The organism is Leisingera sp. ABD4_442 (assembly GCF_056160905.1).
The window spans coordinates 141,459-156,160 of record NZ_JBSWYB010000005.1 but is presented as its reverse complement, the minus strand read 5'-3'; the positions used below and the strand labels follow the sequence as shown (position 1 = coordinate 156,160).

Here is a 14,702-nt window from a genome sequence, read left to right as displayed (position 1 = left end):
GCTGCGCCTTTTAGCGGCGTGGCGCGGGGTTAGCTGTCGCGCGCAATAACGAAACGCGCGGCTTCCTTCAAGGTTGCGGCGTCTTCACCATAGGGTGACAGCGCGGCACAGGCATCCTCGCAAAGCGACTGTGCGCGGGCTTTTGCCTCTGCCAGTCCCAAGAGCGAGACAAAGGTCGCTTTGCCGGCATCGGCATCCTTGCGCACGGCCTTGCCGACCTTGGCGGCATCGCCTTCCACATCCAAGATGTCGTCAGCGATCTGGAATGCAAGGCCAAGCGCGCGTGCGTATTGCCGCAGCGGCGCCGCATCATCGCCTGCCAGCACAGCACCGGCGGTAGCGGACCATTCAATAAGGCAGCCGGTCTTGCGGCTTTGCAGTTTGGTGATCTGGTCCAAGGTCAGCGGTGCGGCTGCGGTTTCGGCAGCGATGTCCAGCATCTGGCCCGAGACCATGCCGTCCTTGCCGGAGGATTGCGCCAGCCCGCGGATCAGCTCCAGCGCATGGGGGCCAACCTTGGGGTCCGCCAGCAATTCAAAGGCAAATGTTTGCAGGCTGTCGCCTGCCAGCACTGCCATCGCCTCATCCCATTTCCGGTGCACGGTGGGCTGGCCGCGGCGCAGGTCGTCGTCGTCCATGCAGGGCAGGTCGTCATGCACCAAGGAGTAGGCATGGATGCACTCGATGGCCAGCGCCGCCTCTATCGCGGCCTCTTGCGGCACGCCGTGCAGACGGGCGCTTTCCAGCACCAGGAAACCGCGCAGCATCTTGCCGCCGGTGATGGCATAGCGCATCGCCGCGTGCAGATCGTCGCTGCCCGCCAGCCGCAGTTCCATATGCGCGGTGATGCGGGCATGCGCGTCTTTCAGCGCCTCTGCAAAGGGGCGCGCAGTTTCAAGGGAAAACTGGGTGTCTGCGGCGGCACTCATGGCTCAGCCGGCGTCCAGCGGCTGGGTGCCCTTGGGGGTGCCGTTTGCGTCCAGGGTGATGGCAGCCACCTTTTCCTCGGCGCGCTTCAGCTCGTCCTCGCAGCGTTTCTTCAGCGCGGCACCGCGTTCGTACAAAGCGATGGACGCATCCAGCGCCACGTCGCCGCGCTCCAGCTGGTCCACCACGCCTTCCAGCTCACGCATGGCCTGTTCAAAGCTCATCTGGTCTACGGGGGTCTCAGTCATGCCGGTGCCTTCATTAATTCTTCCACATGCGCGCGGGTTGCCGCGGACAGCGCGTTCAGATCATATCCGCCTTCCAAAGTCGAGACGATACGGCCCCCGCAGAGTTCACTGGCAAGTTTGCACAGTTCGGCGGTGATCCAGGCGAAATCGGCGGTGGCCCAGTTGAGGCTGGCGAGCGGGTCGTCCTGATGGGCGTCAAAGCCCGCGGAGATGATGATCAGCTCCGGTTTGAAGGCTCTAATACGGGGGAAGGCCTGGGTTTCATAGGCCGCCTGCATCTCTGTCCGGCCCGAACCCGGCGGCAGCGGCATGTTGAGGATCTGGCCATGGGCGCCGTCCTCATCCGGGCGGCCGGAGCCGGGCCAGAGCGGCATCTGCTGGCTGGTCACCACCAGCGCGCGGGGCTCGTCCCACAGAAGATCCTGGGTACCGTTGCCGTGGTGGACGTCGAAATCCACCACCGCAACGCGGCTGAGGCCGTGATGGTCCAATGCGTGTTTGGCCGCCAGCGCGGCATTGCCGAACAGGCAAAAGCCCATAGCCGTGTCTGTTTCCGCGTGATGGCCCGGCGGGCGCACCGCGGCAAAGGCGTTCTGCACCTCGCCGCCTAAGACCATATCGACGCCGCGCACCACCGCGCCCGCGGCGCGGAAGGCCGCATCCAGCGAGCCGGGGGACATGAAGGTGTCGCCGTCGATCTGTGCCCAGCCCTCAGCGGGGGAAGCCTTGCGCAGGTCTGAGAGGTAGCCGGCCGGGTGGATGCGCAGGATGTCGTCCTCAGCCGCCATCGGGGCTGTCACCCGCTTCAGGTCCAAGGGCTCCAGCGCGTGCAGGATGTGTTCGAGCCGCGCGACCTGCTCCGGGTGGCCGTCAGGGGTCACATGGCCCAGGCAGTCGGCATGGGTGATCAGGGCGGTGGTCATCGGCGGTTTCCTCCTGCGGCGGGTTCTGGCGCGACCCTAGGAGGGGGCAGGGTGTGGCTGCAAGGAAAAACGGGGAGTGCCAAGCGTGCACCGGGCGTACACCGTCCGTACACCCCCTGTGCACCGCCCCGGTGCCGCTTGGCTGGAAGGAAAAGGGGGCGCTGCCCCCGGCACTCGCGGAGTGGGGCTCTGCCCCGTTCGGCCCTGAAACCGTCCCCCGGACGGTTTCCAAGACGGGCCTCACCCCCCGGGATATTTTTGGCCAGAAGAAGAGGCGGGCTGGTCCTAGTCGGGGGCGAGCATGTAGCCTGCGCCGCGCACGGTCTGCAGGTATTGCGGCTGTTTCGGGTTCGGCTCGATCTTGCGGCGCAGGCGGGTGATCTGCACGTCGACCGCGCGTTCCTGCGCCTGGCCGCGGTCGCGGCCCAGATCCTCGACCAGCTTGGTGCGGGAGACCGGCTCGCCGGGCTGGGCCGAGAAGATCTTCATCAGCTGGCTTTCAGTGCCGGTGAGGCGGATCAGCTCATCGCCCTGCCACATCTCGCCGCGCTCTATGTCATAGCGGATGGCGCCCAGATGCAGCACCTTGGGGGCGCTGTCCTGGGCCGTGGTATCTGGCATCCGCCGCAGAATCGCATTCACGCGCAGCAAGAGTTCCTTGGGCTCAAACGGTTTCGGCAGATAATCGTCGGCGCCGGCCTCCAGTCCTGCGATCCGGTCTTCGGTCTCGCCCTTGGCGGTCAGCAGCAGGATCGGGGTGGCCATACTCTCGCGCAGCGACTGGGTCAGCGAGATGCCATCCTCGCCCGGCATCATCACATCCATGATGATCAGGTCGAAATCCAGCCCCGCCAGCACCCGCCGGGCATGGGCGGCATCGCGCGCAGCAGTGACAAGAAAGCCGGAACGCATCAGGAATTTCTTCAACAGGCCGCGGATGCGCTCGTCATCATCCACGATCAGCAGATGGGCGTCGTTCATTGTCATACGCCGGTTTCCCGCAGCTTGGTGTAGGCGCGGCGCATGTCCGCGTCCATCATTGCCTCCAGCACTTTCTTGAAACCCTGCACCGCTTCGGGGCCGGCATCCTTGTAGGCGGCACGCATCCTGGCGCGCTGGGCGTCCGACAGGGTGGCCTCCAGGGCGGCACCCTGATCGGTCAGATACAGGTGGCGTTCGCGCTTATCCAGCTCACCCACCTTGCTGATCACCAGACCGTCGCCGATCAGCGTGCGCAGCACCCGGTTCAGCGACTGCTTGGTCACGCCCAGGATGCTGAGCAGATTGTTCACCGTAGTGCCCGGCGAGCGGTTGATGAAATGGATTGCCCGGTGATGCGCCCTTCCATAGGACATTTCGGCCAGGATCCGGTCCGGATCAGCAGTAAAGCCGCGGTAGGCAAAGAACATTGCCTCAATCCCCTGGCGCAGCTGTTCATCTGTCAGAAACAGCAGGCTTTCGCCGCCGTATCCCTGCCCTGTCCGGCCCTCAGGCATTCGGTGCCCCCTTATCTGTCTTGCCGGGCAGTTTATGTCAGTGTTGTTGACATTCCAAGGGTGAAGATGTATCGAATCGCAGCTTTGGCGCAAGATTATGACCGGACCGGCCGTATCTGGCGCAATTAATGGAAATTCCGCTGAGTTTAGGAGGGTGCGGTATGGCAGGCTATGATGACCGCGACGGTGTGATCTGGATGGACGGCGAGTTGGTCGACTGGCGGGATGCCAAAGTGCATATCCTGACCCATGCGATGCATTATGCCTCCTCGGTGTTTGAGGGTGAGCGCGCCTATAACGGCAAGATCTTCAAGAGCCGCGCGCATTCCGAGCGGCTGATTGCTTCGGCCGAGGCGCTGGACATGCCGATGCCTTATACCGTCGACCAGATCGAGGCGGCCAAGGAAGAGACCCTGAAAGCCTCCGGCCTGCAGGACGCCTATGTGCGGGCGCTGGTCTGGCGCGGCTCGGGGGACGACATGGGCGTTGCTTCGGCGGCCAACCCGGTGCGCATGGCGATCGCGGTCTGGGGCTGGGGCGCCTATTACGGCGATGCCAAGATGCAGGGCGCCAAGCTGGCGATTGCCGAGTGGAAACGCCCCTCGCCCGAGACCATCCCGGTTCATGCCAAGGCGGCCGGCCTCTACATGATCTGCACCATCTCCAAGCATAAGGCGACCGCGCAGGGCTGCTCGGACGCGCTGTTCATGGACTGGCGCGGCTATGTGGCCGAGGCCACCGGCGCCAACATCTTCTTTGTGAAGGATGGCGAGGTGCATACCCCGCTGGCGGACTGCTTCCTTAATGGTATCACCCGCCAGACCGTGATCGGCATGCTCAAGGACAAGGGCATCACTGTGCATGAGCGCCGCATCAAGCCGGAAGAGATGGAAGAGTTCGAACAGTGCTGGCTGACCGGCACCGCGGCCGAGGTCACTCCGGTTGGCGAAATCGGCCCCTACAAGTTCGAAGTCGGCGCGCTGACCCGCGAGATCGCCGAGGACTACGAGAAGCTGGTGCGCGCTTAAGCGCAGCTGGCTAGGGTCAGGACCCGAATATCCTGCACCGCTGGCGTTAACAGAAGCCCCTGCTCACCGGCAGGGGCTTTATTGCTGGCTCAGAACAAAAAGTCATCCGCCCCGAGATCGGACAGTTCGACGTTATTCAGCAGGATCGAATCTCCATTTCCGAAATCGATCAGAACGTCTGACCCCTGCTGGCTCAGCAGGGAGGAAAGCTGCCCTTCAAACTGATCGACAGAGGCCACGCCTGACAGGTCGATTTTTTCCGCGCTTTTTCTGGCGCCAAAGTCGCGGATAGTGTCCTGGCCGCCGCCGTCAGAGAACACAAAGATGTCGGGCATTCTGCCGCCATACAGCACGTCGTTTCCGGCGCCTCCGTCCAGCGTATCCTGACCCCAGCCGCCGTTAAGCCGGTCCCTGCCGGCACCGCCGTTCAGCTGATCATTTCCCAAACCGCCGGCCAAACGGTCATTTCCGCCGCCGCCGTTCAGGAGATCATCGCCCTGTTCGCCTTTCAGCCGGTCCCAGCCTTTGCCGCCGGACAGGCGGTCGCCGCCATAACCGCCGAACAAAAAGTCACGCCCGCTGCCTCCGGAGAGAACATCGTCGCTGTAGTCACCGGTCAGCGTGTCCCGCCCATTTCCTCCGTAAAGGGTATCATTGTGGTAGCCGCCAGACAGAGAGTCATTTCCAAGCCCGCCGAACAAAGTGTCGCTGCCATCGTCGCCCAGCAAAGTGTCGTTTCCACCCCGGCCGCGGATCAAGTCGTTGCCGTAGTACCCCAAGACCCGGTCGTCATAGTCCAATAGCTCGAAAGTATCATCGTAGTGCAGAAGGAATTCAAAGCCTTCCAGATCGCTGGCACCCTCAACCCGCCGCAGATCGTCTTCACTCAGGCTGCCGGGTTCAAACGACAGCGTCACCAGTTTGCTGTCGTTGTCTCCAAGAATAGACACCGCATATACCGGATCCTTCCGTGCAGTTTCGTCGGGTGCCCGGTAATCATACCGATTAAAATCTCCTTCAAACAGCAGTCGCTGGCCTCCTAGCATTTCATTGAAGGAAGTATCGCCTGCAATATAGCTGGAGCCGGAAGCCCATCTGGAAAGGTTGCCCATGTACCAGAAATTGTCGTCGCTGAGAGCCAGAAGATCGACAGGGGCGGTTGCAGTTACGTTTGCCACAGAGTTGCTCCGGAATTAAATTTCAACCTGTAGTTAAGCAAGGTGGAAGGGCACCGCAAGGATGTCTCTGGCAGTGTGATGCTTGGAAACCTTCACAGGAAAGGCGGATTGGCCTATCCCAACGGATAGCTGGCTGACCGTCTGTGCGCCTGCAGACGGCGTGAAATCTGTTTAATTGCGCCGCGGCTGGAAGCATAGTGGATGTTAACGGGCCTGCATCATCGGGATGAGCTGCCCGGTGCCTGAGGGTTTTGCTGTTCTGGGTGAGGGCTGATAACTCCCATGGCTAAGCGGGGAAACGGGAACAAGTCGCGGGGGAATATGGCGGTCATCGTATTTGCACTTACAACGGTAAATCCGGACGATCTGGAAGCGCTCAGCATGTATCTGGGCACAACCAGGCCTCTGCTGGAGGAGGCAGGCGCGGAGATTATCCAAGGCTATGAGATTTCGGACACAATTGTTGGTGAAAAACTGCCGGAAATGGCAACGATCGTCCGCTATCCGGACCGGGAGGCCGTCGATAAAGTGTTTCAGAGTGCTGAGTACCATGCTTTGAAAGAGATCCGCCAAAGGGCGTTTCTGAGCTATCAGATTGGCGTTGTGGAAGCTGAAGGTTCGCCGCTGGTCCGCTGATGCGCCCGGACGTTCACATTCCTTTGCAGATCGTCCTGAACCGTGGACGCGGGGCGCCAGACGCCTAACATAGGCGGCATGTTGGACCTGCTTAGCGATATTCTCACCCGGTTGTCTCTCAAGGGGACGTTTTACTTCCGCACCTCCTTTACCCCGCCGTTCGGGATCCAGGTGCCGCCTTACGAAAACGTCGCCCGTTTCCATTTCGTGCAGCGCGGCGAACTGAAGGTGCATGTGCCTGCAACCGGCGAGACCCTGCGGCTGAAGCAGGGCGACCTGGTGCTGATCCCGCATGGCGCGGCGCATATGCTGCTGTGCAACGAGGTGCAGCCGCTGGAGGCGCTGCCGCTGGAGCAGGTGCTGGAGGAGGCCGGATACGATGGCGGCGGGGTGCTGGTTTACGGCGGCGAGGGTGCCGGGCGCGATACCCAGCTGATCTGCGGCCATTTTTCCTTTGCCGCCATGCCGGGGCGGCGCGGCACCGGGCATATGCTGATCGACCGGCTGCCGCCCTTTATCGTGATCGAGAACTACGGCGAGGAGGCCGGCGCCTGGATTGAGGCGACGCTGCGGATGATCGGCTCGGAGGTGCAGGGTGCCCGCATCGGCGGCGACCTGATTGCGCTGAAACTGTCGGAGGTGCTGTTTGCGCAGGCGATCCGCGCCTATCTGGAGCATCAGAGCCCCAGCGGCTCGGCGCTGGCGGGGTTTGCCGACCCGCGGCTGTCCCGCGCGCTGACTGCGTTCCACCAGTCCCCGGCGCAGGAGTGGAGCGTCGAGGGGCTGGCGCGCGAGGCCGGCATGTCGCGCACCGCTTTTGCGCAGGAATTCACTGCCAAGATGGAAGTGACGCCGATGCAGTACCTGACCACCTGGCGGATGCAGATCGCCTGCCAGGGGCTGACAGAGCAGGGGATGAACGTGGCCGATGCGGCGGAGCTGGCTGGCTATGCCTCCGAGGCGGCGTTCTCGCGCGTGTTCCGCAAGCAGGTGGGCATGTCGCCCGCTGCCTACCGGCAGCAGCATGTGGCGGCGTGATCAGGCTGTGCCGCCGGAGTTCTGAACGATCTGCATTGTTTTGCAGAGGATCTGAAATTCAACGTCCAGAGGTAAGAGGCCAGATTGGGGTCAGAGCCGCAAAGCTGCGGCCAAGACAGCTTCAATCACAAGGACCTGACCCATGTCTCTGCGTTTTGTCACCCGCACCATCCACGCTTACCTCGACTACCCCGTTGCCATCGCCCTGATGGGGCTGCCGTTCCTGCTGGGCCTTGGCGAAAGCAACCCGCTGGCATTGTGGCTGTCGGTGGTGACCGGCATTGCCGCCTTTGTGCTGACGGTGCTGACCGATCATCACCTCGGCCTGATCCGGGTGCTGCCATACAAGCTGCATCTGACCGTGGATCTGATTGTCGGCCTGACCTTTCTGGCAGCACCTTTTGTCTTTGGTTTTGCCGGGCTGGATGCGGCCTTCTACTGGCTGAACGGGGCCGCTGTTGTTGCGGTAATCTCGCTCAGCGCGCCGGAAGAGGCAGAGGCGGCCTCGGCCTGATCCCTATTGGCGCAGCAGCCAGTCCACCACCGCCTTGGCCCGGCCCTGTGTGCTGGGCCAAAGCACGTAGAACCCCTGATCTCCCAGGCGCGGTGCCTGCCAAAGGATTTCCAGCGGCTGGCCGCCCAGGAAAATCCGCGGCACCAGCGCAATGCCCTGACCGTTCATTGCCGCATCCATCGCCAAGGCGGTCTGGTTGAATTGCAGGATCCGCCCTGTTGCCGTCAGCCCGTCCTGCCGCAGCAGCAGGTCCCAGTGCCGGTGCCCGTCCTGGATCAGGGTTTGCGCCGCAAGATCCGCCAATTCAGGCTGATTTCCCGCTGTTAGAGCCGCATCTGTCCTGCTCACTGCTACCAGATCCACCAGCGATAGAAGGGCAGAGTTCAATCCGCTTTCCTGCGGTTTGGCGCCCTGGCGGATGGCGATGTCGATGCCGTCGCGCTTGAAATCGGTCAGGCTTTCCTCTGCCACGATCCGCAGGTCGATATCGGGGTGGCGGGCCTCGAACTCCGGCAGGCGGGGCACCAGCCATTTCGAGGCAAAGGAGGGCGGCACCGACAGCGTCACCCGCTGCACGGCGGGGGCCAGCTGGTCCGTTGCATCGCGGATCAGCATCAGCGCCTGCCGGACCGGGGCGTGGTAGCTGCGCCCTGTGTCGGTCAGCGTCAGGCCGCGGGCATGGCGGTGGAACAGCTTGTGGCCCAGATCGGCCTCCAGCCGCCGCACCTGCTGCGCCACGGCGCCCTGGGTCAGGTGCAGCTCCTCCGCAGCGCGGCCGAAATTCAGGTGGCGGGCGGCGGCATCGAACATCCGCAGGGCATTGAGGTTGGGCAGGCGCATCGCATCTCAGCCAGTAGTTTTCCTACAGTCTGGCGCGATGAGACATGATTGGTCAAGAGCGGCTTGAGCCGCCATCCTGAGACCAAGCAAAGGAGTATGGATATGACCAAAGTTGCCCTTTTCACAGCCGCTGGCAGCGGCATGGGCGCAGATGCCGCCCGCCACCTTCACGCACAGGGGTATGAGGTTGCGATCCTGTCCTCCTCCGGCAAGGGCGAGGCGCTGGCGCAGGAGCTTGGCGGGGTGGGCCATACGGGCTCTAATTTGGAGCAGTCTGATCTGCAGGCGCTGGTGGACAAGGCGATGGAGCGCTGGGGCCGGATCGACGTGCTGGTCAACTCGGCAGGCCACGGTCCCAAGGGCGACATCCTGGAGATCAGCGATGACGACTGGCACTTGGGAATGGAATACTACCTGATGAATGTGATCCGCCCGGCGCGGCTGGTGGCGCCTATCATGGCGGCGCAGGGCAAGGGGTCGATCATCAACATCTCCACCTTTGCGGTGTTCGAACCGGATCCGCTGTTTCCGACCTCCGGCGTGTTCCGGGCCGGGCTGGCGAGCTTTACCAAGCTGTTTGCCGACAAATTCGCGGCCCAGGGCGTGCGGATGAACAATGTGCTGCCGGGGTTCATCGACAGCCTGCCGGAGACCGAGGACCGCAAGGCGCGGATTCCGATGGGCCGCTATGGCACTGCCCGTGAAATCTCCGCGCTGGTGGCCTATCTGGCGTCGGATGATGCCGCCTATACCACCGGGCAGAATATCCGTGTGGATGGTGCCCTGACCCGCGCCATCTGACCTGTTCCACCTGGACGCAGGCGGGGCGCCCGCCCCTTCAAATGAGGGCGGGCGCGTCGCCCTGGCGGGCTCCAGCCGCTCAAGAGCCCTTTGCAGAGCCTGTTATCCGCCCTTTGGGTCGATCATTGGCTTGGCCTTGCCGCGCTGCAGGCCCAGCCGGTGCTCGCGCCAGATCACCAGCGCATTGCCGGCAATCACCAGGGCCGCGCCTGCCAGCATCACCAGCGTCGGCCATTCCTCGAACCAGACATAGCCGATCACGATGGCAAAGATCATCGAGGCATAGTCATAGGGCGCCAGCATCGAGGCGGGTGCAAAGCGGTAGGAGGAGGTGACCAGGATCTGCGCCACCCCGCCGACCAGCCCGGCGCTGACCAGCAGCGCCGAGGTTTGCGTATCCGGCATCACCCAGCCGAAGGGCGCGGTCAGCAGCGCCAGGCCCGAGGCGGTCAGCGAGAAGTAGAACACGATCGCCGCTGTGTGTTCGGATTGCACCATCCGGCGGATGTGGATCTGCACAAAGCCGCGGGCGATTGTCGCCGCCAGCACCAGCAGCACGCCCAGCAGAGCGCCGTCGCCGAGGTCCCCGCCCAGGCGCGGCCAGATCATGATCATGACCCCCAACAGCCCAACAGCCACGGCTGAAATCCGGACCATCCGGATCTTTTCGCCGAGAAACAGCGCTGCCAGGATCAGGGTGAAGATCGGGGTGGCATAACCGATGGCGGTGACCTCGGGCAGCGGCAGCAGCGCCAGCCCCATGAAGGTCATCCCCATTGCCGAGGTGCCCACCAGCCCGCGCCACACGTGAAACATCGGTTTGCGGGTGATCAGCCCGTGCCGCAGCTCGCCGCGCATCGCTAGCCAGGCCACGATCACCGGAATCGCAAAGAACGAACGGAAAAACACCGCCTCGCCCGCGGGCACATGTTCCGACGTCGCCTTGATGATCCCCGAGAGCGCGGTGAACAGCGCAATTGCGGTCACCTTGAGCAGGATCGCCAGCATAGGCCGATGCGATGTTAAGGATTTTGCCATGGCGCGAACCTGCGCCCCTGCGCCGCAAAGATCAATGGCTTGATTTCAGCCTTTGGCCGCGCGCAAATGGCGCCGCCAGATGAAGGAGCCGCCGATGTATGACGCCAACCACCTGATCCGCCAGCTGCGCGAGTCGTCCCTGGGGCGCGAGGATGATGTTTTTGCCCGCCTGCCGGATGGCAGCACAGTGAGTTTTGGCGCGCTGTTTGCAGGGGCGGAGCGGATGGCCGCAGCGCTGGCTGCGCAGGGCGTGCTGCCCGGCGACCGGGTGGCAGTGCAGGTGCAGAAGACCATTCAGGCGATTGAGCTGTATCTGGGCACCGTCATGGCCGGCGGTATCTTCCTGCCGCTGAACACTGCCTACACCGGGCCGGAGGTGGCCTATTTCATCGGTGATGCGACACCGCGCGTGATGGTTTGCGACCCGGCGCGGCTGGAGGAGATCAGCGCCGTGGCAGGCGCCGCGCAGGTGCTGACGCTGGACGCCGAGGGGCAGGGGAGCTTGCGCGATCTGGCGGACGGGCAGGGCGGGTTTGCGGCAGTTGCCCGGGAGCCCGGTGACCTGGCTGCGATCCTTTACACCTCGGGCACCACCGGGCGGTCCAAAGGGGCGATGCTGAGCCACGATAACCTCGCCTCCAACTCGCTGATGCTGCGGGAATACTGGCGGTTCACGGCGGAGGACGTGCTGATCCACGCGCTGCCGATCTTCCACACCCATGGCCTCTTTGTGGCGACCAATGTGGCGCTGTTTGCAGGTGCTCAGGTGGTGTTCCTGCCGGGGTTTGATGCCGATGCCATTCTGGACGCGATGCCCAATGCCACTGCGCTGATGGGGGTGCCGACCTTCTATACCCGCCTGCTGGCGGACGCGCGCCTGACCCGGGAGCGTGCGGCGAATATGCGCCTGTTTATCTCTGGTTCTGCGCCCTTGCTGGTGGATACGCATGAGCAATGGGAAGCGCGCACGGGCCACCGCATCCTGGAACGCTACGGGATGACCGAAACCAATATGAGCACCTCGAACCCTTACGATGGCGAGCGCCGGGCCGGTACCGTCGGCTTCCCGCTGCCAGGGGTTGAGGCACGGGTGATGCAGGACGGTGCAGAGGTGTCTGCTGGAGAGATCGGCGTGCTGGAGGTGCGCGGGGCCAATGTTTTCCAGGGCTACTGGCAGATGCCGGAGAAGACGGCGGAGGAACTGCAGGCCGATGGCTGGTTCATCACCGGCGACATGGCCAAGATCGACGCGGATGGCTATGTCACCATTGTCGGGCGCGAGAAGGATCTGGTGATCACCGGCGGTTTCAACGTTTATCCCAAGGAGATCGAAAGCCTGATCGACGATCTGCCCGGGGTTCTGGAAAGCGCGGTGATCGGCGTGCCGCATGCGGATTTCGGCGAGGGGGTGGTTGCGGTGGTGGTGCCGGAAGGTGACGGCACCAGCGTTGAGGCGATCACGGCGGCGCTGTCGGGGCAATTGGCCAAGTTCAAGCAGCCCAAGGAGATCATCCTTCTGGACGCCCTGCCGCGCAACACCATGGGCAAGGTGCAGAAGAAAGCCCTGCGCGAGGAATACGCGGGGCTGTTTGCTTGAGGGGCAGCGTCCGGCCCGGCGGGGAGGGCGTGTAGCGCCCACCCCGTGGGGGGCGGGACGGGCGCTGCCCGCGCCGCATAGCGGCGCAGGCGGGTTAGTGAGCGTGGGCATGCGCCTCTTCCTCGCGCCATTCCCGCACCGCGTGCACCAGGATCTGGAACGCAGAGCTGAGGAACAGCCCGCCCATGATGCCGGCCACAATGAGGTCCGGCCAGCCGGTGGCGGTGCCCCAGACACCCAGCGCCGCGATCATCACCGCCACATTGCCGATCGCATCATTGCGCGAGCACAGCCAGACCGAACGCACATTGGCGTCGCCGTCCTTGTAACGCGCCAGCAGCATGACCGAGATCAGATTGGCCGCCAGCGCCATGAAGCCGATCACTCCCATGATCTGCGCCTGCGGCACGCCAACGTAAAACACCTGATAGATAGTGGAGCCGAACACCCAGGCGCCCATCAAGAGCAGGCTGATCCCCTTGCCCAAGGCGGCCAGCGCCCGGGTGCGCAAGCTGGCGCCGATCACCGCCAGTGAAATACCATAGGTCAGCGCATCGCCCAGAAAATCCAGGGCGTCTGCCTTCAGCGCCTGGCTGCCGGACAGCTGGCCCGCCCCCATTTCCACCGCAAACATGCCGGCGTTGATGGCGATCACCAGCCAAAGCCTGCGTTTGTAGTCCGCTGATACCCCGTCGAACCGGGCTTTGTGATTGCAGCAGCCTGCCATTGCTCTTGTCCTCATTCCTGATTCGAGATCAATGTAGGTGCTCTAGTCACTAGAGCTTCAAGAGGTTCTTACCGTGTTTTCCATCGGCCAGCTGTCCAAGGCCACCGGCGTCAAGGTGCCCACCATCCGCTATTACGAGGAAATCGGCCTGCTGCCGCAACCGGGCCGCAATGCCGGCAACCAGCGCCGCTACGGGCAGGACGGCATGGATGCATTGGGTTTCATCAAACACGCCCGCGACCTCGGCTTCCCGCTGGAGGACATCAGATCGCTGATGGCGCTCGACGGGCACTTGGGCGAGGATTGCGCCGAGGCTGACCGGATTGCCCGCAGCCAGCTGGCCAATGTCCGGGACCGGATCCGCAAGCTGGAGCAGCTGGCGTCCGAGCTGGAGCGGATCAGCCATCTCTGCGACGGCGGGCACGGGGGCTGCTGCAAGGTGCTGACAGCCCTGGGCGACCACAGCCAATGCGCAGGCGATCACATCTGAACGCTACCGCTTCGGCCAGCTCCAGCGCGGCGGCTCCAGATCCTCAATCCGGGTCTCTCCGAATTCCTTTTGCAAGATCACGGACAATGCCCCGGTGTCCTCCAGTTCCTGCGCCAGATGGCTGTTGTGGGACACCACGATGATCTGGCTGTCCCGGCTGGCGCGTTTGATCAGCCGCGCCAAGGGCGCGATCAGCTCCGGGTGCAGGCTGGTTTCGGGTTCGTTCAGCACCATCAGCTCGGGCGGGCGCGGGGTCAGCAGCGCGGTGGCCAAGAGCACATAGCGCAGGGTGCCGTCCGACAGCTCCGCCGCCGACAAAGGCCGCAAGAGCCCGTGCTGCTGCATCTCCACCGCAAACAGCCCGCCCTGAAGCGAGACATCGACGCTGGCGCCCGGGAAGGCATCTTCGATGGCTGCGTCAAAACCCGGCCCGTCGCCGATTTCCCGCAGGGTGGCAATCGCCGCAGCCAGATCCGCACCGTCCCCCGCCAAAGCCGGGGTGCGGCTGCCGACGGCGGGGCGGCGGGCGGGCGAGTCCCGGTCGGTGCGCAGGCTGTCATAGAAGCGCCAGCCACGCATCCGTTCGCGCAATGACAGCATTTCCGGCGCCTGCACCGGATCGGCGGCATGGGTCATCATGCTGTCAAAGGGACGCAGGTCGCGCGACAGCTCCACCCGCCGGCCGCTGCCGTCCCGGCCCGTCACAACCGCGCCGCGGCGCTCGGCAATGCTGTTGGCGCGGCCCAGGCTTTCGCCGACCCAAAGCGCTTCGGATTTGATTTCGGGATCGTTGCCGAACATCGTCCGCGGCACCGGCGCGGGCAGGCCAAGGTCGACCGCATATCCGTAGTCTTCTGCCGAAAACCCCAGCTTTAGAGCCACAGCTCCCTTGCGCCGAGTGCCCTCAACGGGAACTTCGCCGCGCTTCATGCGGGCGCTGATGTGTTCCGGGCCGGCCCACAGTGTCGACTCCAGCCCGCCCTCACCTGCCAGTGAAGCGATGGCCCTGCCCTGGGCCACCTCCGCCAGCAGCCGCAGCGAACGGTAGAGCGAGGATTTGCCTGCCCCGTTGGCGCCGCTCACCACGGTGAGCTGCTCCAGCGGCAGGGTTGCATCGCGGATCGAGCGGTAGCCGGAGATGGCCAGGGTAATCAGCATGGCGAAGGACCGGATGTGAAAAGCGCTGTGCAAAACCTGCTTGGTTTTGCAGCGCTTCGCAAC

At 63.7% G+C, this 14,702-nt stretch carries 17 protein-coding genes; 7 read left to right on the top strand and 10 right to left on the bottom strand.

What is annotated here, in order from left to right; genetic code table 11:
* Window positions 1-29: 29 nt before the first annotated feature.
* From ACXAHG_RS06580 to ACXAHG_RS06560, 5 genes are all read right to left on the bottom strand, one after another.
* Window positions 30-929 carry a polyprenyl synthetase family protein gene (locus ACXAHG_RS06580; protein WP_475056472.1) on the bottom strand — a complete coding sequence of 300 codons (900 nt, stop codon included), beginning with the start codon at window positions 927-929 and terminating at the stop codon, window positions 30-32.
* A 3-nt stretch (window positions 930-932) separates the two neighbouring features.
* On the bottom strand, window positions 933-1,175 hold the full coding sequence (locus ACXAHG_RS06575; protein WP_019297546.1) for an exodeoxyribonuclease VII small subunit: 243 nt from the start codon (window positions 1,173-1,175) through the stop codon (window positions 933-935).
* A complete protein-coding gene (locus ACXAHG_RS06570; RefSeq protein ID WP_475040053.1) occupies window positions 1,172-2,098 on the bottom strand; it encodes a histone deacetylase family protein in 927 nt (308 codons plus the stop codon). Before ACXAHG_RS06570 ends, ACXAHG_RS06575 begins: the two co-directional genes overlap by 4 nt.
* Before the next feature lie 285 nt (window positions 2,099-2,383).
* Entirely contained in the window at window positions 2,384-3,085 is a 702-nt protein-coding gene (locus ACXAHG_RS06565) for a response regulator (RefSeq protein WP_475040052.1), read from the bottom strand.
* Window positions 3,082-3,594 (bottom strand): MarR family winged helix-turn-helix transcriptional regulator, encoded by a 513-nt coding sequence (locus ACXAHG_RS06560; RefSeq protein ID WP_475040051.1) that lies wholly within the window; start codon window positions 3,592-3,594, stop codon window positions 3,082-3,084. The genes ACXAHG_RS06565 and ACXAHG_RS06560 overlap by 4 nt, the downstream gene beginning before the upstream one ends.
* 161 nt (window positions 3,595-3,755) lie before the next feature.
* Here ACXAHG_RS06560 and ACXAHG_RS06555 point away from each other — a divergent pair, with 161 nt between their 5' ends.
* Window positions 3,756-4,622, top strand: coding sequence for a branched-chain amino acid aminotransferase (locus tag ACXAHG_RS06555; protein WP_475056471.1), 867 nt, complete (start codon window positions 3,756-3,758; stop codon window positions 4,620-4,622).
* A gap of 89 nt (window positions 4,623-4,711) precedes the next feature.
* Here ACXAHG_RS06555 and ACXAHG_RS06550 read toward each other — a convergent pair whose 3' ends face one another.
* Entirely contained in the window at window positions 4,712-5,800 is a 1,089-nt protein-coding gene (locus ACXAHG_RS06550; RefSeq protein ID WP_475040049.1) for a calcium-binding protein, read from the bottom strand.
* A gap of 321 nt (window positions 5,801-6,121) precedes the next feature.
* Here ACXAHG_RS06550 and ACXAHG_RS06545 point away from each other — a divergent pair, with 321 nt between their 5' ends.
* The 3 genes from ACXAHG_RS06545 (at window position 6,122) to ACXAHG_RS06535 (ending at window position 7,988) form a co-directional block, all read left to right on the top strand.
* On the top strand, window positions 6,122-6,436 hold the full coding sequence (locus ACXAHG_RS06545; protein WP_082020690.1) for a DUF1330 domain-containing protein: 315 nt from the start codon (window positions 6,122-6,124) through the stop codon (window positions 6,434-6,436).
* Window positions 6,437-6,514: 78 nt separating this feature from the next.
* Entirely contained in the window at window positions 6,515-7,474 is a 960-nt protein-coding gene (locus ACXAHG_RS06540) for an AraC family transcriptional regulator (RefSeq protein ID WP_475040048.1), read from the top strand.
* A 142-nt stretch (window positions 7,475-7,616) separates the two neighbouring features.
* Entirely contained in the window at window positions 7,617-7,988 is a 372-nt protein-coding gene (locus ACXAHG_RS06535) for an SPW repeat domain-containing protein (RefSeq protein ID WP_475056470.1), read from the top strand.
* 3 nt (window positions 7,989-7,991) lie between these two features.
* On the opposite strand, the gene ACXAHG_RS06530 is transcribed toward ACXAHG_RS06535, so the two are convergent.
* Window positions 7,992-8,828: a LysR substrate-binding domain-containing protein gene (locus ACXAHG_RS06530; RefSeq protein WP_475056469.1), complete on the bottom strand. Its 837-nt coding sequence runs from the start codon at window positions 8,826-8,828 to the stop codon at window positions 7,992-7,994.
* A gap of 96 nt (window positions 8,829-8,924) precedes the next feature.
* Here ACXAHG_RS06530 and ACXAHG_RS06525 point away from each other — a divergent pair, with 96 nt between their 5' ends.
* Window positions 8,925-9,629 (top strand): SDR family oxidoreductase, encoded by a 705-nt coding sequence (locus ACXAHG_RS06525; protein ID WP_475056467.1) that lies wholly within the window; start codon window positions 8,925-8,927, stop codon window positions 9,627-9,629.
* Window positions 9,630-9,731: 102 nt separating this feature from the next.
* Here the strand turns inward: ACXAHG_RS06525 and ACXAHG_RS06520 are convergent, their stop codons facing one another.
* Entirely contained in the window at window positions 9,732-10,667 is a 936-nt protein-coding gene (locus tag ACXAHG_RS06520) for a DMT family transporter (RefSeq protein ID WP_475056465.1), read from the bottom strand.
* 94 nt (window positions 10,668-10,761) lie between these two features.
* On the opposite strand from ACXAHG_RS06520, the gene ACXAHG_RS06515 reads away from it, so the two are divergent.
* Entirely contained in the window at window positions 10,762-12,264 is a 1,503-nt protein-coding gene (locus ACXAHG_RS06515; RefSeq protein ID WP_475056507.1) for a malonate--CoA ligase, read from the top strand.
* A 94-nt stretch (window positions 12,265-12,358) separates the two neighbouring features.
* Here ACXAHG_RS06515 and ACXAHG_RS06510 read toward each other — a convergent pair whose 3' ends face one another.
* Window positions 12,359-12,991, bottom strand: coding sequence for a cation efflux transmembrane domain-containing protein (locus ACXAHG_RS06510; protein ID WP_475056463.1), 633 nt, complete (start codon window positions 12,989-12,991; stop codon window positions 12,359-12,361).
* A 73-nt stretch (window positions 12,992-13,064) separates the two neighbouring features.
* Between ACXAHG_RS06510 and ACXAHG_RS06505 the strand changes: the two genes are divergently transcribed.
* Window positions 13,065-13,481, top strand: a complete 417-nt coding sequence (locus ACXAHG_RS06505) for a MerR family transcriptional regulator (protein WP_475056462.1) — start codon at window positions 13,065-13,067, stop codon at window positions 13,479-13,481.
* 3 nt (window positions 13,482-13,484) lie between these two features.
* Here ACXAHG_RS06505 and ACXAHG_RS06500 read toward each other — a convergent pair whose 3' ends face one another.
* The gene (locus ACXAHG_RS06500; RefSeq protein ID WP_475056460.1) at window positions 13,485-14,639 is read right to left on the bottom strand and encodes an AAA family ATPase; all 1,155 of its coding nucleotides are present in this window, start codon (window positions 14,637-14,639) and stop codon (window positions 13,485-13,487) included.
* Window positions 14,640-14,702 lie beyond the last annotated feature (63 nt).